Origin of the sequence: Curtobacterium salicis (assembly GCF_011759505.1) — a bacterium.
In the GTDB taxonomy this organism is placed as follows: domain Bacteria; phylum Actinomycetota; class Actinomycetes; order Actinomycetales; family Microbacteriaceae; genus Curtobacterium; species Curtobacterium salicis.
Map to the genome: position 1 here is coordinate 195,521 of NZ_JAAOYO010000003.1, position 18,746 is coordinate 214,266.

17 protein-coding genes are annotated in these 18,746 nt (G+C 70.1%); 5 read left to right on the forward strand and 12 right to left on the reverse strand.

The annotated features are described in order from the left end of the window. Positions 1-4 precede the first annotated feature (4 nt). Both E9228_RS09410 and E9228_RS09415 read right to left on the reverse strand, forming a co-directional pair. Positions 5-1,432 carry a cation:proton antiporter gene (locus tag E9228_RS09410; protein WP_166780334.1) on the reverse strand — a complete coding sequence of 476 codons (1,428 nt, stop codon included), beginning with the start codon at positions 1,430-1,432 and terminating at the stop codon, positions 5-7. A gap of 3 nt (positions 1,433-1,435) precedes the next feature. Next, a complete protein-coding gene (locus E9228_RS09415; protein ID WP_166780335.1) occupies positions 1,436-1,966 on the reverse strand; it encodes a cation:proton antiporter regulatory subunit in 531 nt (176 codons plus the stop codon). Between the two features lie 118 nt (positions 1,967-2,084). On the opposite strand from E9228_RS09415, the gene E9228_RS09420 reads away from it, so the two are divergent. Next, the gene (locus E9228_RS09420) at positions 2,085-2,627 is read left to right on the forward strand and encodes a hypothetical protein (protein ID WP_166780336.1); all 543 of its coding nucleotides are present in this window, start codon (positions 2,085-2,087) and stop codon (positions 2,625-2,627) included. A gap of 52 nt (positions 2,628-2,679) precedes the next feature. Here the strand turns inward: E9228_RS09420 and E9228_RS09425 are convergent, their stop codons facing one another. From E9228_RS09425 to E9228_RS09455, 7 genes are all read right to left on the reverse strand, one after another. After that, complete coding sequence (locus E9228_RS09425) at positions 2,680-4,551, reverse strand: glycerol-3-phosphate dehydrogenase/oxidase (protein ID WP_252727974.1); 1,872 nt, start codon at positions 4,549-4,551, stop codon at positions 2,680-2,682. Between the two features lie 64 nt (positions 4,552-4,615). After that, entirely contained in the window at positions 4,616-5,734 is a 1,119-nt protein-coding gene (locus E9228_RS09430) for a GuaB3 family IMP dehydrogenase-related protein (RefSeq protein ID WP_166780337.1), read from the reverse strand. Positions 5,735-5,802: 68 nt separating this feature from the next. After that, positions 5,803-6,051 (reverse strand): hypothetical protein, encoded by a 249-nt coding sequence (locus E9228_RS09435; protein WP_166780338.1) that lies wholly within the window; start codon positions 6,049-6,051, stop codon positions 5,803-5,805. Positions 6,052-6,248: 197 nt separating this feature from the next. Continuing rightward, on the reverse strand, positions 6,249-6,974 hold the full coding sequence (locus E9228_RS09440; protein WP_166780815.1) for an ABC transporter ATP-binding protein: 726 nt from the start codon (positions 6,972-6,974) through the stop codon (positions 6,249-6,251). A 152-nt stretch (positions 6,975-7,126) separates the two neighbouring features. Next, positions 7,127-8,086: an ABC transporter ATP-binding protein gene (locus E9228_RS09445; RefSeq protein ID WP_166780339.1), complete on the reverse strand. Its 960-nt coding sequence runs from the start codon at positions 8,084-8,086 to the stop codon at positions 7,127-7,129. Next, positions 8,079-9,065, reverse strand: a complete 987-nt coding sequence (locus E9228_RS09450; protein ID WP_166780340.1) for a branched-chain amino acid ABC transporter permease — start codon at positions 9,063-9,065, stop codon at positions 8,079-8,081. The genes E9228_RS09445 and E9228_RS09450 overlap by 8 nt, the downstream gene beginning before the upstream one ends. Positions 9,066-9,077: 12 nt before the next feature. Further along, positions 9,078-10,406 (reverse strand): branched-chain amino acid ABC transporter permease, encoded by a 1,329-nt coding sequence (locus tag E9228_RS09455; protein WP_166780816.1) that lies wholly within the window; start codon positions 10,404-10,406, stop codon positions 9,078-9,080. 440 nt (positions 10,407-10,846) lie between these two features. On the opposite strand from E9228_RS09455, the gene guaB reads away from it, so the two are divergent. Both guaB and E9228_RS09465 read left to right on the forward strand, forming a co-directional pair. Then, positions 10,847-12,349 (forward strand): IMP dehydrogenase, encoded by a 1,503-nt coding sequence (guaB, locus tag E9228_RS09460; protein ID WP_166780341.1) that lies wholly within the window; start codon positions 10,847-10,849, stop codon positions 12,347-12,349. A 143-nt stretch (positions 12,350-12,492) separates the two neighbouring features. Further along, the gene (locus tag E9228_RS09465) at positions 12,493-13,362 is read left to right on the forward strand and encodes a hypothetical protein (protein WP_166780342.1); all 870 of its coding nucleotides are present in this window, start codon (positions 12,493-12,495) and stop codon (positions 13,360-13,362) included. A gap of 91 nt (positions 13,363-13,453) precedes the next feature. Here E9228_RS09465 and E9228_RS09470 read toward each other — a convergent pair whose 3' ends face one another. After that, a complete protein-coding gene (locus E9228_RS09470; RefSeq protein ID WP_166780343.1) occupies positions 13,454-14,272 on the reverse strand; it encodes an SDR family oxidoreductase in 819 nt (272 codons plus the stop codon). Between the two features lie 248 nt (positions 14,273-14,520). On the opposite strand from E9228_RS09470, the gene E9228_RS09475 reads away from it, so the two are divergent. Continuing rightward, positions 14,521-15,858: an ABC transporter substrate-binding protein gene (locus E9228_RS09475; RefSeq protein ID WP_166780344.1), complete on the forward strand. Its 1,338-nt coding sequence runs from the start codon at positions 14,521-14,523 to the stop codon at positions 15,856-15,858. 122 nt (positions 15,859-15,980) lie between these two features. On the opposite strand, the gene rarD is transcribed toward E9228_RS09475, so the two are convergent. Beyond that, positions 15,981-16,934, reverse strand: coding sequence for an EamA family transporter RarD (rarD, locus tag E9228_RS09480; protein WP_166780345.1), 954 nt, complete (start codon positions 16,932-16,934; stop codon positions 15,981-15,983). A gap of 106 nt (positions 16,935-17,040) precedes the next feature. Next, positions 17,041-17,337, reverse strand: a complete 297-nt coding sequence (groES, locus tag E9228_RS09485) for a co-chaperone GroES (protein WP_071292506.1) — start codon at positions 17,335-17,337, stop codon at positions 17,041-17,043. A 160-nt stretch (positions 17,338-17,497) separates the two neighbouring features. On the opposite strand from groES, the gene E9228_RS09490 reads away from it, so the two are divergent. Beyond that, positions 17,498-18,700, forward strand: coding sequence for a class I SAM-dependent methyltransferase (locus tag E9228_RS09490; RefSeq protein ID WP_166780346.1), 1,203 nt, complete (start codon positions 17,498-17,500; stop codon positions 18,698-18,700). Positions 18,701-18,746: the final 46 nt, after the last annotated feature.

Below are 18,746 nucleotides of genomic sequence, written 5' to 3' on the forward strand. Positions count from 1 at the left end.
TGAATCAGTACTCCGGATCACGTACGCGGGCCGGGCGCTCGGGACGCTCGGCGGGGACCTCGATCGACGACGTGCTCGCACTCACGGGTTCCGGCGTGGCCGGTTCGTCGCGCGACGGCGTCGTCTCCGGTGCACCATTGTCGCGCTCTTCCCTGCCCGCAGCCTCCACGAGGGCGATCTCCTCGGCGAACTTCGCGTCGCGTTCGGCCTTGCGCGCGGCGGCCGCCTGGGCAGCGGCGAGTTCGCGGCCGCGCAGCTTGCGCACCCGCCCGGGGCGCAGCACGAGTCGGCCGATGCGGTCGGAGTTCACGGCGAGCAGCGGACCCAGCACGGCCATCACCAGGACGTAGAGCCCGGCGAACGCGGTGATCCGTGCCTCGAGCCCGGCGGCCGCCGACAGGGTCGCGAGGATGAGCGCGAACTCGCCCCGGTTCACCAGGATGACCGCGGTGTTGATGCCCTGCTGGATGCTGAACCCGTTCATCCGGGCCACGAGCTGCCCGGCGACGGCGTTGAGCACGACCGTCATGCCGATCGCGCCGGCGACCGGCCAGAGGACCTCGCCGAACGTCGAGACGTCGAGACCGAGTCCGAAGTTGACGAAGAAGAACGCCGCGAACACGTCCCGCATCGGGAGCGCCAGCTGCTCGATGCGGTCCCGGTAGCGGGTGGCCCCGCAGAGCAGGCCGATGACGAACGCGCCGATCGCGTCGGTCACGCCGAGCAGGTCGCCGATGCCGCCGAACATGACCGCGAGGCCGAAGAACAGGATCGTGAAGAGCTCGTCGTCGCGCGTCGCGAAGATCTTCGAGACCTGCTTGCCGCCCCAGCGCGCCAGGCTGAACATGACGATGAGGAACCCGAACGCCAGCCCGAGCTTGCCGATCACCGCCCACAGGTTCGTGTCGCCGGAGAGCACCACGGAGACGATCGCCAGGTAGACGGCGATGAAGACGTCCTCGATGACGGTGACGCCGAGGATCATCGGGGTCTCGTCGTTCGCCAGCCGCCGGAGCTCGATGAGCAGCTTCGTCACGATCGCGCTGGACGATGTCGCCGTCATGCCCGCGATGATCAGGGCTTCTCGTGTGCCCCAGCCGAGCGAGAACCCGAAGGCGAAGCCGACGCCCATGTTGATCGCGACGTAGGTGCCACCGGAGACCAGGAGTTTGCCGGCGTTGCCGTAGAACTCCTCTTGGTCGAACTCCAACCCGAGGTTGAACAGCAGCAGGATGAGGCCGAACGTCGCGATCAGTTCGATCGTGTGCGACTCGACGCTCAGGCCGATCCACGGGGTGTGCGGGCTCGCGATGAGCCCGACCACCATGTAGACCGGGATCGCCGGCAGACCGATGGTCTTGCCGAGCCGCCCGAGGACGTAGGCGATGAGGAACAGGCCGCCGATGGTCAGCAGCTCACCACCCAGGTGCATGCCCTAGCTCCGGGGCGGTGCCTCGGCAGCGGCCGCTGCCAACTGACCGCTGCGGTAGAAGGAGAACGCCTTCGCGACCTTCTCCGGCGAACCCGCGACGACGATCGTGTCCCCGGGGAACACGACGAAGTCCGACGAGGGGGCCGGGTTGGCGCTGTCGCCACGGACGACCGCGACGACGGTCAGGCCGATGAAGCCGGAGTCGTGCAGGTCGCCGAGGGGCTTGCCCGCGATGGCGTCGTCGTAGTCGACGCTGAACCAGTCGATGGAGAGCCCGGGGATCTCGTCGAGCTTGTCGAGGCCCTCGGTGATCCGGGTGCCGCCGAGGAGTTCGGCGAGGGTGTGCGCTTCGTCTTCACTGAGACGGAGCGAGACCTTCTCGGACTTGTCCGCGCCGTCAGCGACGTCCGCGAACGAGATGAGGTCGGAATGACCCGACCGGTGCGTGATGACACCACACTTGCCACCGTCGTCGGTGTAGAAGCTGTGCAGCACGCCGACGCCGGGGAGTTTGACGCGATGGACGTCGACCATGATGGCTCCCTTTCCCAGGACTCCCATGCTAACCACCGGGAGGGCCGGTCCATTCCGTTCTCCACAGGTCATCCGGGCGGTGGACGCGCCGTTCCACCGCGGTCGCGAGGATGACGGCATGCGCGCCACCGCCACCAGCACGACCACCAGCACCAGCACCACCCGTACCGTCGTCGCCGTCACCGGAGGGATCGTGGTGGCGGCCTACGCAGCGCTCCTCGCCCTCGACCAGATCGTCCTCGACCCGCTCACCCTGGTACCGGGCAGGCCGCTGACGGCGATCGCCGCCGAGGTCGCGGCACACGGCAACGCGGTGGTCCTGGATCTCGTCGGTGTGCTCGTCATCGCTGCCGTCGGCGTCGCACTCGGCATCGCGGTCGCCGTCGCCGGGCTGCGGGGCGCCCTGCCGACGCACGTCGTCGCGGTGCTGCACCTCGGCGTGCTCGTCCTCGGGGCGCTCGCGACCTTCCCGGCGTCGTTCCTGTTCGTCATGGACGTCCTGGACTCGTTCCGGACGACGGAGGACCACTCGCCGTGGATGCACGTGCTCTGGCTGACGAGTCTGCTCGCGCTCGTCGCGATCCCGGCGGTCCTGTTCGGCGAGATGGTGCGGACGCTGCGCGGCGGGTCGAGCCCGCAAAACGCAACCCCGGCGGCGTGACGCAACGCGATCGCGTTGCGTCCTGCCGCCGGGGTTGCGTTTTGGGGGGGGGTCAGCTGGGCTCGGTCGTCTTCTCGCCAACGACCTGCTCGTCGTCGGCCGTGGCACCCTCGGCGCCGCTCGACCGGCCGCCACCGACGACCACGTCGTCCTCCTCGAACCCGAACGCGATGTCCGGCGCCTCGAGCCGGACGCGGTCGGCGGACTCGTCGTCGGGCTGCAGCTGCGACTCCCGCTCGGCGGCCACGCGCTTGAGGTAGTTCGAGACCTCGTTCTCGGTCGCCTCCTGGTCCCATCCGAGCACGCCGCCCATCAGGCGCGCTGCGACGGGAGCGGCCGACTCGCCGCGGTCCCACGCCTCGATCGAGATGCGTGTGCGGCGGGCCAGGACGTCCTCCAGGTGCAGGGCGCCCTCGTGCGAGGCGGCGTAGACGACCTCGGCACCGATGTAGTCGTCGGCGCCGGGCAGCGGGTCCGCGAGCGAGGGGTCGTCCTCGACGAGCTGCAGGACCTCGGTGGCGAGCGTGCCGTAGCGGTTCAGCAGGTGCTCGATGCGGACCTTGTGCACGCCCGACGACTTCGCGGTGCGGGCACGCTTGTTCCAGGCGGCGGGGTACCCCTCGGCGCCGAGCAGCGGGATGTCCTGCGTGGTCGACTCCGGGATCTTGCCGTCCATCGCCGCGACGGCCTCGTCGATGGCGTCCTTGCCCATGACCCGGTAGGTGGTCCACTTGCCGCCGGCGACGACGACCAGGCCCGGAGCGGTGTGCGCGACGACGTGCTCGCGGCTCAGCTTCGAGGTCGCCTCGGACTCCCCGGCCAGCAGCGGCCGGAGTCCGGCGTAGACGCCCTCGACGTCCTCGCGGGTGAGCGGCACGGCGAGCACCTTGTTGACGTGCTCGAGGATGTAGTCGATGTCCGCTGCGGTCGCCGCCGGGTGTGCCTTGTCGAGGTACCAGTCGGTGTCCGTCGTGCCGATCAGCCAGTGGCGGCCCCACGGGATCACGAACAGGACGCTCTTCTCGGTGCGGAGGATCATGCCCGAGTTCGACTGGAAGCGGTCGCGGGGGACGACGAGGTGCACGCCCTTCGACGCGCGGACCTTGAACTGCCCACGGGTACCGACCATCGCCTGGGTGTCGTCGGTCCAGACACCCGTCGCGTTGACGACCTGCTTCGCCCTGATGTCGAAGTGCTCACCGGTCTGGATGTCGTGCGCGTGGGCACCGACGACCCGCTCGCCGACCTTGATGAAGCCCTCGATCCGGATCCGGGAGGCCGCGTGCGCCCCGTACGAGGCGGCGGTGCGGACCAGCGAGGCGACGTAGCGCGCGTCGTCGACCTGGGCGTCGTAGTAGGTCATGCCGCCGACGAACGCGTCCTTCTTCAGGGACGGCATCGAGCGGAGCACCTGCGTGCGGGTGAGGTGGCGGTGGTGCGGCACACCGGGCGGGCGACCGCCGGACCAGCTGAACACGTCGTACATCGCCATCCCGATGCCGATGTAGAACCGCTCCCACACCCGGTGGTTGAGCGGGTAGAGGAACCGAACCGGCTTCACCAGGTGCGGAGCGATGCGCTGCAGCAGCAGACCGCGTTCGATGAGGGCTTCGCGGACCAGCGTGAAGTTGAGCTGCTCGAGGTACCGGATGCCGCCGTGGACGAGCTTCGACGACCGGCTGGACGTGCCCGAGCCCCAGTCGCGCGCCTCCACGATCCCGACCGACAGACCACGCGTCACCGCGTCGAGTGCTGCGCCACCGCCGACGATGCCACCGCCGACGACCAGGACGTCGAGCTCCGTGGACTTCAGGGTCTCGATCGCTGCGACGCGTTCGTCGGGGCCGAGCTTCGTCGCGGGGTCGAACCCCGCCGTGGTGGATGCTCCGCGGGATGCCTTCTCGCCCGTGACCGTGCTTGTCATGCTCGCCTCCGTCGCCGATCGGCACCGGAGCGACGCCCGCAGGACCTCCGCGGGCGCACCGCCGTCAGCGGTGGTACGGCGCCACGACCACTTCTACTCGCTGGAACTCCTTGACGTCGGAGTATCCGGTCGTCGCCATCGAGCGGCGGAGGGCACCGACCAGGTTGGCGCGGCCGTCCCACGACGGGGTCGGACCGAACAGGATGCTCTCGAGCGAACCGATCGTGCCGACCTCGACCCGACGGCCGCGGGGCAGCTCCGGGTGGTGTGCCTCGGCGCCCCAGTGGAAGCCGCCGCCGGGCGCTTCCTGCGCACGGGCCAGGGCGGTGCCGAGCATGACCGCGTCGGCACCCATGGCGATGGCCTTGACGACGTCGCCGGCGGTGTCGAGACCGCCGTCCGCGATGACGTGCACGTAGCGGCCACCGGACTCGTCCATGTAGTCGCGGCGGGCACCGGCGACGTCCGCGACGGCGGTCGCCATCGGGGCGTGGATGCCGAGCGCCGCGCGGGTCGTCGACGCCGCGCCACCGCCGAAGCCGACGAGCACGCCCGCGGCACCGGTGCGCATGAGGTGCAGCGCCGCCGTGTACGTGGAGGCACCGCCGACGATCACGGGGACGTCGAGCTCGTAGATGAACTTCTTGAGGTTGAGGGGCGCCTGGTTCTGCGAGACGTGCTCGGCGCTGACCGTGGTGCCGCGGATGACGAAGAGGTCGACGCCGGCGTCGACGACGGTCTGCGAGAACTCGGCCGTGCGCTGCGGGCTGAGCGAGCCGGCGACCGGGACCCCGGCGGCACGGATCTCGGCCAGGCGACGGGTGATCAGCTCGGCCTTGACCGGCTCGGCGTAGATCTCCTGCATCCGCTTCGTGACGTTGCCGTCGGTGAGCGAGCGGATCTCGGCCAGGTAGGGCTCCGGGTCCTCGTAGCGGGTCCAGAGGCCTTCGAGGTCGAGGACCCCGAGGACGCCGAGACGGCCCATCTCGATGACGGTCGCCGGCGAGGCGACGGAGTCCATCGGTGCCGACAGGATCGGCGACTCGAAGGTGAACGCGTCGATCGACCACTGGACGCTGACGTCGCGCGGGTCACGCGTCCGCCTGGAGGGGACCACCGCGATGTCGTCGAACGCGTACGCCCGACGTCCGCGCTTGCCTGCACCGATCTCGACTTCGCTCACCCGGCAACCCTACCGGGCGGGCTGTTCGGGTGGCACGGCCGGACGGTCCGTGCGCGCGGCGGCGCGGCTCAGCGCGGATCGCGGCGCCGAGGCGTGCGGGCGGTGCGGGGACCTCGAGCGGCGCGGGGCGGCCGCGCACCACGGGTCGTCCGGGTGCGGCGGAGCACCCGGAGCGTCAGCCCGAGCAGCAGCGCCAGGACGATCAGCACGACGAGCAGGGCGGCGGCGACCTTCACGAGCAGGGCCGCACCGATGAAGAGGACGACGAACACCACCCACACCAGGGCGTCCATCGCGCGGTCCGCGAAGCGTTGCACGGTGGAACGGTACCCGACCGGCGGGGGTGGGGCGGGCCTCCCGGCCGGACGGGAGGCACGCCTGCGCGTCACGCAGGACGCCCCCGCCGGCGCATGGCGGGACGAGAGCGGGGCCGTGCGGCGCGCAAGCGCAGCCAGCACGGCCCCGTCCGTCGCGGGTGCTGCCCCCACAGCGGCACCCGCGGGTGTCGACGTGCTCAGCGAGCGTCGTCGACGTCCTTGGCGAGCGTGCCGAGGTAGAGCTCGATGACCTTGGGGTCGTCGGCGAGCTCCTTCCCGGTGCCCGAGTACGCGTTCCGCCCCTGGTCGAGGACGTAGCCGCGGTCGCAGATCTGCAGGCAGCGGCGGGCGTTCTGCTCGACCATGATCACGGAGACGCCGGCCTTGTTGATGCGGCGGGTGCGGATGAACGTCTCGTCCTGCCGCACCGGCGACAGACCGGCGCTCGGCTCGTCGAGCAGCAGCACCTTCGGGTCCATCATCAGCGCGCGGGCCATCGCGACCGACTGCCGCTCACCACCGGAGAGCGACCCGGCACGCTGGCCCTTGCGCTGTCCGAGGACGGGGAACAGGTCGTAGATGACCTCGAGCCGCTCGCTGAACTTCTTCGGCCGCAGGTACAGCCCCATCTGCAGGTTCTCCTCGATGGAGAGCGAGGGGAAGACGTTGTTCGTCTGGGGGACGAAGCCGACGCCGGCCTGCACGAGCTTGTTCGCCTTGAGGTTCGTGATGTCCTCACCCTGCAGGGTCACCGCGCCCTCGCGGACGTTGACCAGCCCGAACAGCGCCTTGAGGAGCGTCGACTTGCCGGCACCGTTCGGGCCGATGATGCCGATGAGCTCGCCCGGGTAGCAGACCAGGTCGCAGCCGTTGAGGATGTTGACGCCCGGCAGGTACCCGGCGACGACGTTGTCGGCGCGCATGACCGGCTCGCGGTCCTGCACGGCGGTCGCGCCACGCGGGGTCGCGGTCGCCGGGGTGCTGCTGCCGGGGGTCGTGCTGCCGGGGGTGACGGCCACTGCCGCCGGCTCCGGACTGGAGGCCCGGTCCGCGCCGGTGCCGTTCGTCGCGTCCGTCATCGGGTCGCCTTCCCTTCGTCGGCGGTGTCCGCCGCGTCCTCTTCTGCGACCTCGTCGGCGAGTTCCTCGTAGGTCTCCTCGTTGAGGAGCGAGTCGTCACCGAGGTCGGTGTCGTGGTGGGCGCCCAGGTACGCGTCGATGACGGCCTGGTCGTCCATCACGGTGGCGGCCGGGCCCTCGGCGACGACCTTGCCCTCGGCCATCACGACCACCCAGTCCGAGATGTGCCGGACCATGTGCATGTCGTGCTCGACGAACAGCACGGTCATGCCGTCGTCGCGGAGGGACTGGATGTGCCCGAGCAGCGACTGGGTCAGCGCCGGGTTCACGCCGGCCATCGGCTCGTCGAGCATGATCATCGTCGGGTCGGACATCAGCGCGCGGGCCATCTCGAGGAGCTTCCGCTGGCCGCCGGAGAGCGACCCGGCGTAGTCGTCCTTCTTCTCGAGGAGCTTGAAGCGGTCGAGCAGGTCCTCGGCCTTCGCCGTGATCTCCTGCTCGCGCTTCTTCCACACGGGCGAGATCAGCGCGGCGAAGAAGTTCTCCCCCGGCTGGTCCTTCGCGCCGAGCAGCATGTTCTGCATCACGGTCAGGCGGGACAGCGCCTTGGTCAGCTGGAAGGTGCGGACCATGCCGGCCCGGGCGACCTTCGCGGCCCCGGTGTTGCCGAGCGTCTTCCCGTTGAACTGCCACCGCGCCTCCTTCCCGCTCGACGGCTTGTCGAAGCCGGTGAGCAGGTTGAAGAACGTGGTCTTGCCGGCACCGTTCGGGCCGATGAGGGCCGTGATGGCGCCGCGCTGCACCTCGAGGTGACCGACGTCCACAGCGGTCATGCCGCCGAATCGCCGGGTGATGTTGTCGACCGTCAGGATCGCGTCGGGCTTCGGGGAGCCCGGGGCGTGCTGCACCGCGGTGAGGGCGGTGGGGACGCCGGGGGTGGTGGTCGGTTCAGACACTGAACGTCAGCTCCTTCTTGTTCCCGAGGAGTCCCTGCGGGCGGAAGACGATGAGGAGCATGAGCGCGACGCCGACGAGCACGTAGGAGAACTGCTCGGCCTGCTGGGCGTTCATGATCGAGTTCGGGATGAAGTCACCCGCGATGGTGCGGATGAACAGCCGGAGGACGAAGAACAGGATCGACCCGACCACCGGGCCGAAGACGGTCGCGGCTCCACCGAGGATGAGCGCCGTCCAGATGAAGAACGTCATCGAGCGGCCCATCGCGTCCGGCTGCACCGAACTCGGCAGGACGTAGATGATGCCGCCGAGGGCACCGAGGGCACCACCGAAGACGAGCGACTGCATCTTGTACGAGTAGACGTTCTTGCCGAGGGAGCGGACGGCGTCCTCGTCCTCGCGGATGGCCTTCACGACACGGCCCCAGGGGCTGCGCATGAGCAGGAACAGCACGAGGGTGAACAGGGCGACGAGACCCCAGCCGACGATGCGGATCCACCAGCCGTTGACGCCGTTGTTCGAGTAGGTGAACCAGAGGATCGTCGTGGTGCCGTCGGGCAGGAAGCTCAGCGCGTTGAACGGGTCGCGGTAGCTGGAGCCGGTGATGCCGTTCGAGCCGCCCGTGGTGTCCGTCAACAGACTGGACCGGCCGACCATGCGGATGATCTCGGCGCCGGAGATCGTGACGATCGCCAGGTAGTCCCCCCGGAGCCGGAGGGTCGGGATGCCGAGGATGATCGCGAAGACGATCGCGATGGCCAGGGCGACGAGCACCGCGATGCCGAAGGGCAGCCCGTTCGTGATCGAGATCGCGAAGCCGTAGGCGCCGAGCAGCAGGAACGCCGCCTGGCCCATGTTGACCAGGCCGGTGAGGCCGAAGTGGACGTTGAGGCCGATCGCGGCGAGGGCGAACGCCGCGGTCGTCGGGGCGAGTGCTTCCTGCGTCAGGGAGCTGAGGAGTTGGAGGATGTAGTCCATGCGGGTGCTCCCTTAACCGATCCGCTCGGCACGGCCGAAGATGCCCTGCGGACGGAACAGCAGGATGAGGATGAGGATGACGAGTGCGGTGGCGTACTTGAAGTCACCGGGCAGCACCAGGTTCGTGAGCTCCACGACGATGCCGATGATCATCGAGCCGACCAGGGCGCCGTACGCCGTGCCGAGACCACCGAGGGTCACCGAGGCGAACATCAGGAGCAGCAGCTGCAGGCCGGTCTGCCAGTTCACGCCGTTGAGCACGAGGCCGAGCATCACACCGGACAGACCCGCCAGGCCCGCGGCCAGCGTCCACACGAACCGGATCACGCGGTCGACGTCGATGCCCGAGGCGGCGGCGAGCGCCGGGTTGTCCGACACCGCACGGGTGGCCCGGCCGAACCGGGTCTTCGCGAGGAAGAGCCCGGTGCCGATGAGGACCACGAGCGCGATGCCCATCGCGACGTAGGACTGCACGGTGAGCGTGATGCCGACGAAGGTCACCGTCTCGGGGTTGCCCTGCTGGATGCGGACGGTCGCGGCGCCGAAGAAGTACTGGAAGGCGTACTGGGCGGCGATCGAGAGGCCGATCGTCACGATCATCAGCTGGGTGAGGCTGATCCGGCGCTTCCGGAGCGGCTTCCAGATGCCGGCGTCCTGCAGGTACCCGGAGGCGGCGCAGAGCAGCACGGTCACGATCCCGGCGAGCCAGATGTTCCATCCGAGCTGGTTCGCGAAGACGTAGGCCAGGAGCCCGCCGAGGGTGACCTGCTCGCCGTGCGAGAAGCTCGACAGGCCGGTCGTGCCGTAGATCAGCGAGAGCCCGATCGAGGCGAGGGCGATGAGCAGGCCCAGGCGGATGCCGGAGGCGAACTGCTGCCAGAACCGGGCGGCCGTGACGCTGGTCGTGCCGGTGTCGGTCGTCGCACCCTCCTGGTCGGAGAGCTGGAAGATCGTGCCGGCGTTGGCGTTCAGGTTGCCCTGGACGGTGCGTGCGGCGTCCTTCGCGTCGGTCAGGTACTGCCCCTTCGGCAGGGAGTCCTGGTCGACCTTCACCGTGTAGGCCCCGGCGGCGGGGATGCTGACGGACCAGCGCCCGTCGGCGTTCGTGGTCGAGGAGCCGGTGAACGAGCCGGGTCCGGTGACGGCCACGTCGACACCCTCGGTGGGCTTCCGCTCGGAGTCGAGGATGGTGCCCTGGATGCAGCCGTTCGAGGTGCTGACGACACAGGGCCCGGTGCTCGCGGGTGCGCTGCTGGAGGTCGGGCTGCTGGTCGCTGCGTCGGCCACGGGCGAGAGCGCCCAGTCGACCGCGAAGGTGGCGAGGAAGGCGAGGAAGAGCACGGCGGCGAGGACCAGGCGACGGCGGCCTGGTGCCCCGCGGCGGAATCGGTGCGCGAGCACTGACCCCGGCGGAGTGATGGAACCCACGGATGAGCCTCTCGTTCGGATAGTCGAGGACCATAGGGATTTTTTGTGTCCCCCGTGTTTCCGGCACGTTCCCTGCACAAATCGTGCCGGAACCGTGATGTTCCACAGGCGCGTCGATTTGCGTTCTGGAGCGGAGCCTCCCGTCCGGCCGGTACAGCGACTTCCGACGGCGTCGGAACCCCCTCCGGGAGGTGGCGGGACTGCCCCCGAGAGGTGATGGGACCGCCTTCCGGGGGCGCCGGAGGCCGCCGGAATGGCGCGCGCAGCCCGCGCGTTACCATGTCCTATCCGGAGCCCACCGCAGCGTTCCCGGTGTCTCGACCACTTCACACGCACGCCCACGAAGGGGACCCATGGACCAGCCGGATCCGTTCGGATTCATCGGACTCACGTACGACGACGTCATGCTCCTGCCGGGGCACACCGACGTCATCCCGAGCGAGGCGTCCACCGCGTCCCGGCTCACCAAGCGGATCTCGGTCAACGTGCCGCTGCTCTCCGCTGCGATGGACACCGTCACCGAGTCCCGCATGGCCATCGCCATGGCACGACAGGGTGGCATCGGGATCCTGCACCGCAACCTCTCGATCGCGGACCAGGCGGCCTACGTCGACAAGGTCAAGCGCTCCGAGTCGGGCATGATCACCAACCCGGTGACCACCACCCCGGACGCGACCGTGGCCGAGGTCGACGCGCTCTGCGGGCAGTTCCGCGTCTCCGGGCTGCCGGTCGTCGAGGCCGACGGCACGCTCGTCGGCATCATCACGAACCGGGACATGCGCTTCGTCGCCCCGTTCGAGATGGCCAGCACCTCGGTGCGCGACGTCATGACCAAGGCGCCGCTCATCACCGCTCCGGAGGGCATCGACCCCGAAGAGGCGATCGCGATCTTCGCGCAGCACAAGATCGAGAAGCTGCCCCTGGTCGACCCGGAGGGCAAGCTCCGCGGACTCATCACGGTCAAGGACTTCGACAAGAGCGAGAAGTACCCGGACGCCACGAAGGACGACGAGGGTCGCCTGCGTGTCGGTGCCGCGATCGGGTTCTTCGGCGACGCCTGGCAGCGCGCCGAGGCACTGCGTGACGCCGGGGTCGACGTGCTCGTCGTCGACACCGCCAACGGCGAGAGCGAAGGCGTGCTCGACATGGTCCGTCGCCTCAAGGCCGACCGGTCCTTCGACGCCATCGACGTCATCGGCGGCAACGTCGCAACTCGTTCCGGTGCGCAGGCGCTCATCGACGCGGGTGTGGACGCCGTCAAGGTCGGGGTCGGTCCGGGCTCGATCTGCACCACCCGCGTCGTCGCCGGCGTCGGCGTGCCGCAGGTGACCGCGGTGTACGAGGCGTCGCTCGCCGCGCGTGAGGCCGGCGTCCCGATCATCGCCGACGGTGGCCTGCAGTACTCGGGCGACATCGCCAAGGCCCTGGTCGCCGGTGCGGACACCGTGATGCTCGGCTCGCTCCTCGCCGGGACCGACGAGTCACCGGGCGAGCTCGTGTTCGTCGGCGGCAAGCAGTACAAGGCGTACCGCGGCATGGGGTCCCTCGGTGCCCTGCAGACCCGTGGCAAGAAGACCTCGTACTCGAAGGACCGCTACTTCCAGGCCGACGTCCCCTCGGACGAGAAGCTCATCCCCGAGGGCATCGAGGGTCAGGTGCCGTACCGCGGCTCGGTCGGCAACGTCGTGTACCAGCTCGTCGGCGGGCTGCGGCAGTCGATGTTCTACGTCGGCGGTCGGACGATCCCGGAGCTCAAGGCGCGCGGCAAGTTCGTCCGCATCACCGCGGCCGGGCTGAAGGAGTCCCACCCGCACGACATCCAGATGGTCGTCGAGGCCCCGAACTACCGCGGCTAGCCGTTCCGCGGAACGCAACGTGGGCGGTGCTCCGCAGCGGTATCCCGCTGCGAGGTGCCGCCCACGTTGCGTTTCGCGAGAGCACTCTCCACAGATCTCGCCGACGGGCTCCGCCCCGCCGGGCCCGCTCGCACAGTGGGGGGATGGACGAACCCCCACAACTGCTCCTGCTCCGCTCCGACGACCGGCAGTCGCAACACCGCATCCGCCGCGGCGAACTCGTCCGCGTCACGCACGGTGTCGCCGTCGACGCCACCGCGTGGGAGCGCGCGTCCCTCCGGGGACGCCAGCGGCTCGTCCTGGAGGCCGTGGTCACCACCGTGGGCGAGTGGCGTGTGCTGTCCCACCGCTCCGCCGGCCTGCTCTGGGGTCTGCCGGACGTCGACCGTCCCGACCCGCGGGTGCACGTGACCGATCCATTCATCGGCACGACCCACTCCGGGCGCCGAGTCGTCCGGCACGCAGCGCCCCTGGACTCCGCTGCCGTGTCGACCGTCGACGGACACCGTGTCACGTCATTGCTCCGTACCGTCGTCGACCTGGCACGCAGCACGTCGTACGAGAACGGCGTCGCGGTGCTCGACCACGTCCTGCACGAAGGCCTGCTCGACGTCGACACCCTGCGACGCGCCTTCGCGGACTGGCCCACGCCTCGGGGCATCACGCGGGCACGTCGAGCACTCCGGTTCGCCGATCCGCTGGCCGAGTCCCCGGGTGAGTCCGTGAGCCGCGTCCGCCTCGACGAGGACGGCTTCGCACCGCCGGTCCTGCAGCAGTCCTTCGGGCGGTTCCGGGTCGACTTCTGGTGGCCGCGGTACGGCGTCGTCGGGGAGTTCGACGGGATGACGAAGTACGACGAGCCCGGGGTCGTGCGGGACGAGAAGGCCCGGCAGTCGGCGCTGCTCCTCCGGCACGACGTCCGGACGGTCGTCCGGTGGGGGTGGGTGGAGGTCCGCACCCCGGGTCGCTTGCAGGCGTTGCTGCGGGGTGCGGGCCTCCCGACCGGTCCCTGAGCCCGAGCCCGACCCGCGAAACGCAACCTCGGCGCCAGTGCGCAGCGGAACTCCGTTGCGTGGCGGCGCCGGGGTTGCGTTCCGCGAGGGGCTAAGCGCTCCGCCAGTCGTTCGAGGTGATGTGGCTGCCGCCGTGGGGGCCCATCTGCAGCATGCCGCCGTCGACGGGCAGGGAGACCCCGGTGATGTACGACGACGCGGGCGAGGCCAGGAACGCCACCGCGGCCGCGATCTCCCACGCGTTGCCCGGACGGCCGAGCGGGACGCCCGGACGCGCGATGGTGTGCGGGTCCTCGTCCTCGGCACCGGTCATGCGCGTGGCGATCTCGCCCGGGGCGACGGCGTTCGCGGTGATGCCGTGCTCCGCCAGCTCGATCGCGATGGTCTTGAGCAGCCCGCCGAGCCCGTGCTTCGCGGCGTCGTACGCGCTCGAGCCGTAGCGGGGCTGGTGTTCGTGGACACTCGTGATGCCGATGATCCGCCCACCGGTGCCCTGCGCGACCATGCGTCGGGCGGCGGCCTGGATCGTGACGAAGGCACCGTCGAGGTCCGTGGACACGGTGTGCCGCCACTGGTCGAGCGTCAGGTCGAGGAACGGCGCGTTGTCACCCGTGCCGGCGTCGGCGACGATGACGTCGACCCCGCCGAGCTGCTCGGCGAGACGCTCGATCACCGCGCCGGCGCTGGCGAGGTCGGTGACGTCGATCTGCTCGACGAACGCCTGCCGGCCGGACGCCCGGATCTCGTCGGCGGTGGCCTGGGCACGGTCGGGCTCGGACAGGTAGGTGATGCCGACGTCCATCCCGGCCGCCGCGAGGGCGACGGCGGTGGCACGTCCGATGCCGGACTCGGCACCGGTGACGATGGCCCGGGAGGGCCGGAACTCGGTGGTCGTGGATGTCTCGCTCATGCCTCGGGACCGTACGCCGGGCCTCCAGGACGGCCGTCCGGAACGGCGGAGACCGTCCAGACGGACTGCTCATCAGGGGTTCCGGTGAGCCTGTTCAGAAGAGTCACGGGTATGTAACGAAACACCCAGGTGTGTACTTCCGTCACACGGGCGAAACACATCGACCCTAGTTTTCTCCACATCCCACGCGGAGACGCCGCGCTCGACCCGATGCGGTAGGGCCTCCGCGCAGAGAAAGGGTTCCACGGATGATCAGAACCACCCGCGCCACCACGGCGCTGGCACTGGCGGGAGCTGCAGCGGTGCTCCTCGCCGCCTGTTCCACCTCGAGCAACGCCGGTGGCGGCTCCTCCGAGTCGGCCTCGGCCGGCGGCGCGAAGAAGGACCCGGCCGCGAGCTGCCAGGCCCCCTCGTCGCCCAGCACCGACGCCCTGAAGATCGGCACGATCCTGCCGCTGACCGGATCGCTCGCCTACCTGAACCCGCCCGCCGAGTCCGGCGTCGGCCTCGCGGTCGAGGACATCAACTCCGGCGGCGGCGTGCTCGACAAGGACGTCACCATCGACCCCGCCACCGACTCCGGTGACAGCAACGACATGACCGTGTCGAGCTCGGCCGCGACGAAGCTCGTCAACGCCAAGGTCCCGGTCGTCATCGGTGCCGAGTCCTCGTCCGTCACGCTCAACGTGATCGACCAGCTCACCAGCAACTGCATGGTGCAGATCTCGCCGGCCAACACCGCGACCGACCTGTCCGGCTACTCCTCGCACTACTACCGCACCGCTCCGCCGGACTCGGTGCAGGGCTCCGCGCTCGGCCAGCTCGTCACGGGTGACGGCAACGCCAAGGTCGCGTTCCTGGTCTTCAACGACACGTACGGCACCGGCCTCCGCAACTCCGTCCAGGAGTCGGTCGAGTCGGCCGGCGGCCAGGTCGTCTACGGCGGCAAGGGCAAGGGCCAGGAGTTCCCGCCCGGACAGACCACGTTCTCGTCCGAGGTGACCGCGGCACTCGCCACGAAGCCCGACGCGATCGTCGTCCTGGCCTTCGACGAGACGAAGTCGATCATCCCCGAGCTCGTCTCGCAGGGGAACAAGGCGAAGATCTACATGTCCGACGGCAACACCGCGGACTACTCGAAGGACTTCGACAAGGGCACCCTCGACGGCGCCCAGGGCACCATCCCCGGTGCCAGCCCGAAGGACGAGCTGAAGCAGCGTCTGGTCGACTTCTACAAGCAGTCCTCCGGCAAGGCCCTCGCCGACTTCTCGTACGCGGCTGAGTCCTACGACGCCACGACCCTCGCCGCCCTCGCCGCGGTGAAGGGCAAGGGCACCGACTCCGGCACCATCCAGGCCAACATGGCTGCGGTGTCCGGCGCCGACGGTGGGACCGAGTGCTCGACGTTCAAGGCCTGCAAGGCCCTGCTGGACGACGGCAAGGACATCCACTACACCGGCCCGTCCGGCATCGGCCCGTTCGACAAGAAGAACGACCCGTCGAGCGCCTACATCGGCATCTACAAGTTCGACAAGGACAACAAGCCGGTCTACCAGAGCGCCATCCAGGGCTCGGTCTCGAAGTAACCGCACCAGCACCACGACGGCCCCCGGGAGCACCAAGCTCCCGGGGGCCGTTCGCGTGCGCGCGGAGCGGTGTCGGCCGGGCGAGCAGGCGACGGACGGGAGGCCCGCCCCACCCCGTCAGGTCAGGCCGGCTCCGGCACGGGGACGCGCCGGGCACTCCGCCGCGCCGCGGTGAACGAGTCGATGGTGAGCAGCACCAGCGCGAACCAGACCACTCCGAAGCCGACCCACCGCGAGGGCGACATCGCCTCGTGCTGCACGAGCACCCCGACGAGCAGCTGCATCACCGGTGCGAGGTACTGCGTCAACCCGAGCGTCGACAGGCTGACCCGACGGGCCGAGGACGCGAACAGCAGCAGCGGCACCGCGGTCGCCGGCCCGGTCAGCACCGTGACCAGGACGTGCACGCCGCCCTCGCTCGCGAACGTCAGACCGCCCGCGAGCCCGGTCACCCCGAGCACCACGAGTGCCCCGACGGCGATCGGCAGCAGCCACACGGTCTCGATCGTCAGTCCGCTCAGGGCGTCCACCGTGCCGCCGACGCGCTTCTTCACCAGGCCGTAGAGGCCGAAGGAGAACGCGAGCGCCAGGGAGATCCACGGCATCCGGCCGTACCCGACCGCGATGACGACGACCGCGACGACGCTGACGCCGACCGCGATCCACTGCAGCGGCCGCAGACGTTCGCGGAGCACGACGATGCCCAGGGCGATGGTCACGAGCGGGTTGATGAAGTACCCGAGAGCGGCCTCGACGGTGTGGCCGGTGGTCGTCGCGGCGACGTACACGGTCCAGTTCACCAGGATGAGTCCGGCGGCGATGCCCATGACGCCCATCACACGGGGCTGCACGAGCAGGGCGCGTGTCCGGAGCCAGGAGCGGGTGGCGAGGATCGCGACGGCGCAGAACACCAGGCCGAAGACGATCCGCCACGACACGATCTCGAACGCGCCCGCGGGGGCCATCGCCGCGAAGAGCAGGGGCATCAGACCCCAGAGTCCGTAGGCGACGAGCGCCTGCACCACGCCGACGGACGCCTCGCTGCGCGCCGGGCGCGTGGGACTCGGTTCACTCACGGAACCATCCTAGGAAGGCGGGCCGACGTCGGCGCGGGTGGCGGGCCTCCCGGCGCACGACGAACGCCCCGCCGGCCAGGCCGACGGGGCGTTCGTGGAGCGGGTGTCAGTGCTCGATGACCGCGAGGACGTCGCGGGCGGAGAGGACCAGCAGGTCCTCGCCCGAGTACTTGACCTCGGTGCCGCCGTACTTCGAGTAGATGACCTTGTCGCCGACGGCGACGTCGAGCGGCACGCGGTTGCCGTTGTCGTCGATGCGACCCGGACCCACGGCGACGACCTCGCCCTCCTGGGGCTTCTCCTTCGCGGTGTCCGGGATGACCAGACCGGACGCGGTGGTCTGCTCCGCCTCCACCTGACGGATGACGATGCGATCTTCGAGCGGCTTGATGCTGACGGCCACGGTGACCTCTTCTTTCTCGGTACGTGTTCGGTACTGACGAAAACCGGGTTGGCACTTCCCTCGGGAGAGTGCCAACCCCAACTGTAGGACGTCACTGGCACTCGGTCAATCCGAGTGCCAGTGCGCCGCGGCCGAGTCCGCCGCCTGGGAGGATCGGGGCATGGACGCCGCCGAACTCACCCAGCTGCTGACCCCGGCCGGGACGGACCTGCTCGACCGTACGCCCTCGGTCTCGGACGGCGGCGAGATCGTCCGGGTCGTCTCGCGACTCCGGGCCGAGGGCCATGACCCGGCGCTCGTGGCGGCCGTCCTGACCCAGGCGAAGCTACGGCAGAAGGCCCGCGGCAAGTTCGGCGACTTCGCGGCGCGGATGCTCTTCACCGAGGCGGGCCTGGAGCAGGCCACGCGCCTGCAGGTCGCCGCGCAGCACGCCGGGCGTTTCGCCGCCGCCGGACTGCAGCGGGTCGCGGACCTCGGCTGCGGCATCGGCGGGGACGCGCTCGCGATGGCGGCGCTCGACCTCGACGTCACCGCGGTGGACCGGGACGAGGTGACGGCGGCCGTCGCGACGCACAACCTGGCGCCCTGGCCGAACGCGCGGGTCGCCCTCGGGGACGCTGCCTCGTTCGACCTGTCCACCGTCGACGGGGTCTGGATGGACCCTGCCCGGCGGACGAGCGGGCACTCGGACACCCGTCGCTTGGCAGACCCCGACGACTGGTCCCCCTCGCTCGACACCGTGTTCGCCGCCGCCACGACGACCCCGACCGGGGTGAAGCTCGGCCCGGGCATCGACCGCGACCTGATCCCCGACACGGCCGAGGCGCAGTGGACCTCGGTCGACCGGGAGGTCGTCGAGCTCGCCCTGTGGTTCGGCCCCCTCGCCCGCCCCGGGATCCGCCGGGCCGCGACCGTCATCGGCCCGCACGGCATCGCCGAGTTGACGGGCCCAGCCGACGCCGAGGACGTCGCGGTCGGCCCGCTGGGCGCCTACCTCTACGAGCCCGACGGCGCCGTGATCCGCGCGCGGCTGATCGGCGACCTCGCCCGCTCGATCGACGGCCGGATGCTCTCCGAGGGCATCGCCTACATCAGCTCGGACCAGGCCGTCGTCACCCCGTTCGCACAGGGGTTCCGGGTGCTCGACACGATGCCGCTCGACGTCAAGCGCCTGGCTGCACGCCTGGCCGCGGACGACATCGGCACCGTGGAGATCAAGAAGCGCGGCGTCGACGTCGACCCCGCCGAGTTCCGCAAGCGGTTGCGTCTGCGGGGTCGTGGTCGCGTGACGCTCGTGCTCACCCGACTGGAGGGACGGCACACCGCGGTCCTGTGCGAGCGGCTCACCGACGTGGTCGGCTGAGCGGGGCGGGCCGGCGCGCAGGTCCGCTCCCACGGGCTACGAACGA

Bases quoted from the DNA above. Each gene is read 5' to 3' on its own strand.
- E9228_RS09410 (WP_166780334.1), bottom strand. From the start codon at position 1,432: ATGCACCTGGGTGGTGAGCTGCTGACCATCGGCGGCCTGTTCCTCATC.
- E9228_RS09415 (WP_166780335.1), bottom strand. From the start codon at position 1,966: ATGGTCGACGTCCATCGCGTCAAACTCCCCGGCGTCGGCGTGCTGCAC.
- E9228_RS09420 (WP_166780336.1), top strand. From the start codon at position 2,085: ATGCGCGCCACCGCCACCAGCACGACCACCAGCACCAGCACCACCCGT.
- E9228_RS09425 (WP_252727974.1), bottom strand. From the start codon at position 4,551: ATGACAAGCACGGTCACGGGCGAGAAGGCATCCCGCGGAGCATCCACC.
- E9228_RS09440 (WP_166780815.1), bottom strand. From the start codon at position 6,974: ATGCGCGCCGACAACGTCGTCGCCGGGTACCTGCCGGGCGTCAACATC.
- E9228_RS09450 (WP_166780340.1), bottom strand. From the start codon at position 9,065: ATGGACTACATCCTCCAACTCCTCAGCTCCCTGACGCAGGAAGCACTC.
- guaB (WP_166780341.1), top strand. From the start codon at position 10,847: ATGGACCAGCCGGATCCGTTCGGATTCATCGGACTCACGTACGACGAC.
- E9228_RS09465 (WP_166780342.1), top strand. From the start codon at position 12,493: ATGGACGAACCCCCACAACTGCTCCTGCTCCGCTCCGACGACCGGCAG.
- E9228_RS09470 (WP_166780343.1), bottom strand. From the start codon at position 14,272: ATGAGCGAGACATCCACGACCACCGAGTTCCGGCCCTCCCGGGCCATC.
- E9228_RS09475 (WP_166780344.1), top strand. From the start codon at position 14,521: ATGATCAGAACCACCCGCGCCACCACGGCGCTGGCACTGGCGGGAGCT.
- E9228_RS09490 (WP_166780346.1), top strand. From the start codon at position 17,498: ATGGACGCCGCCGAACTCACCCAGCTGCTGACCCCGGCCGGGACGGAC.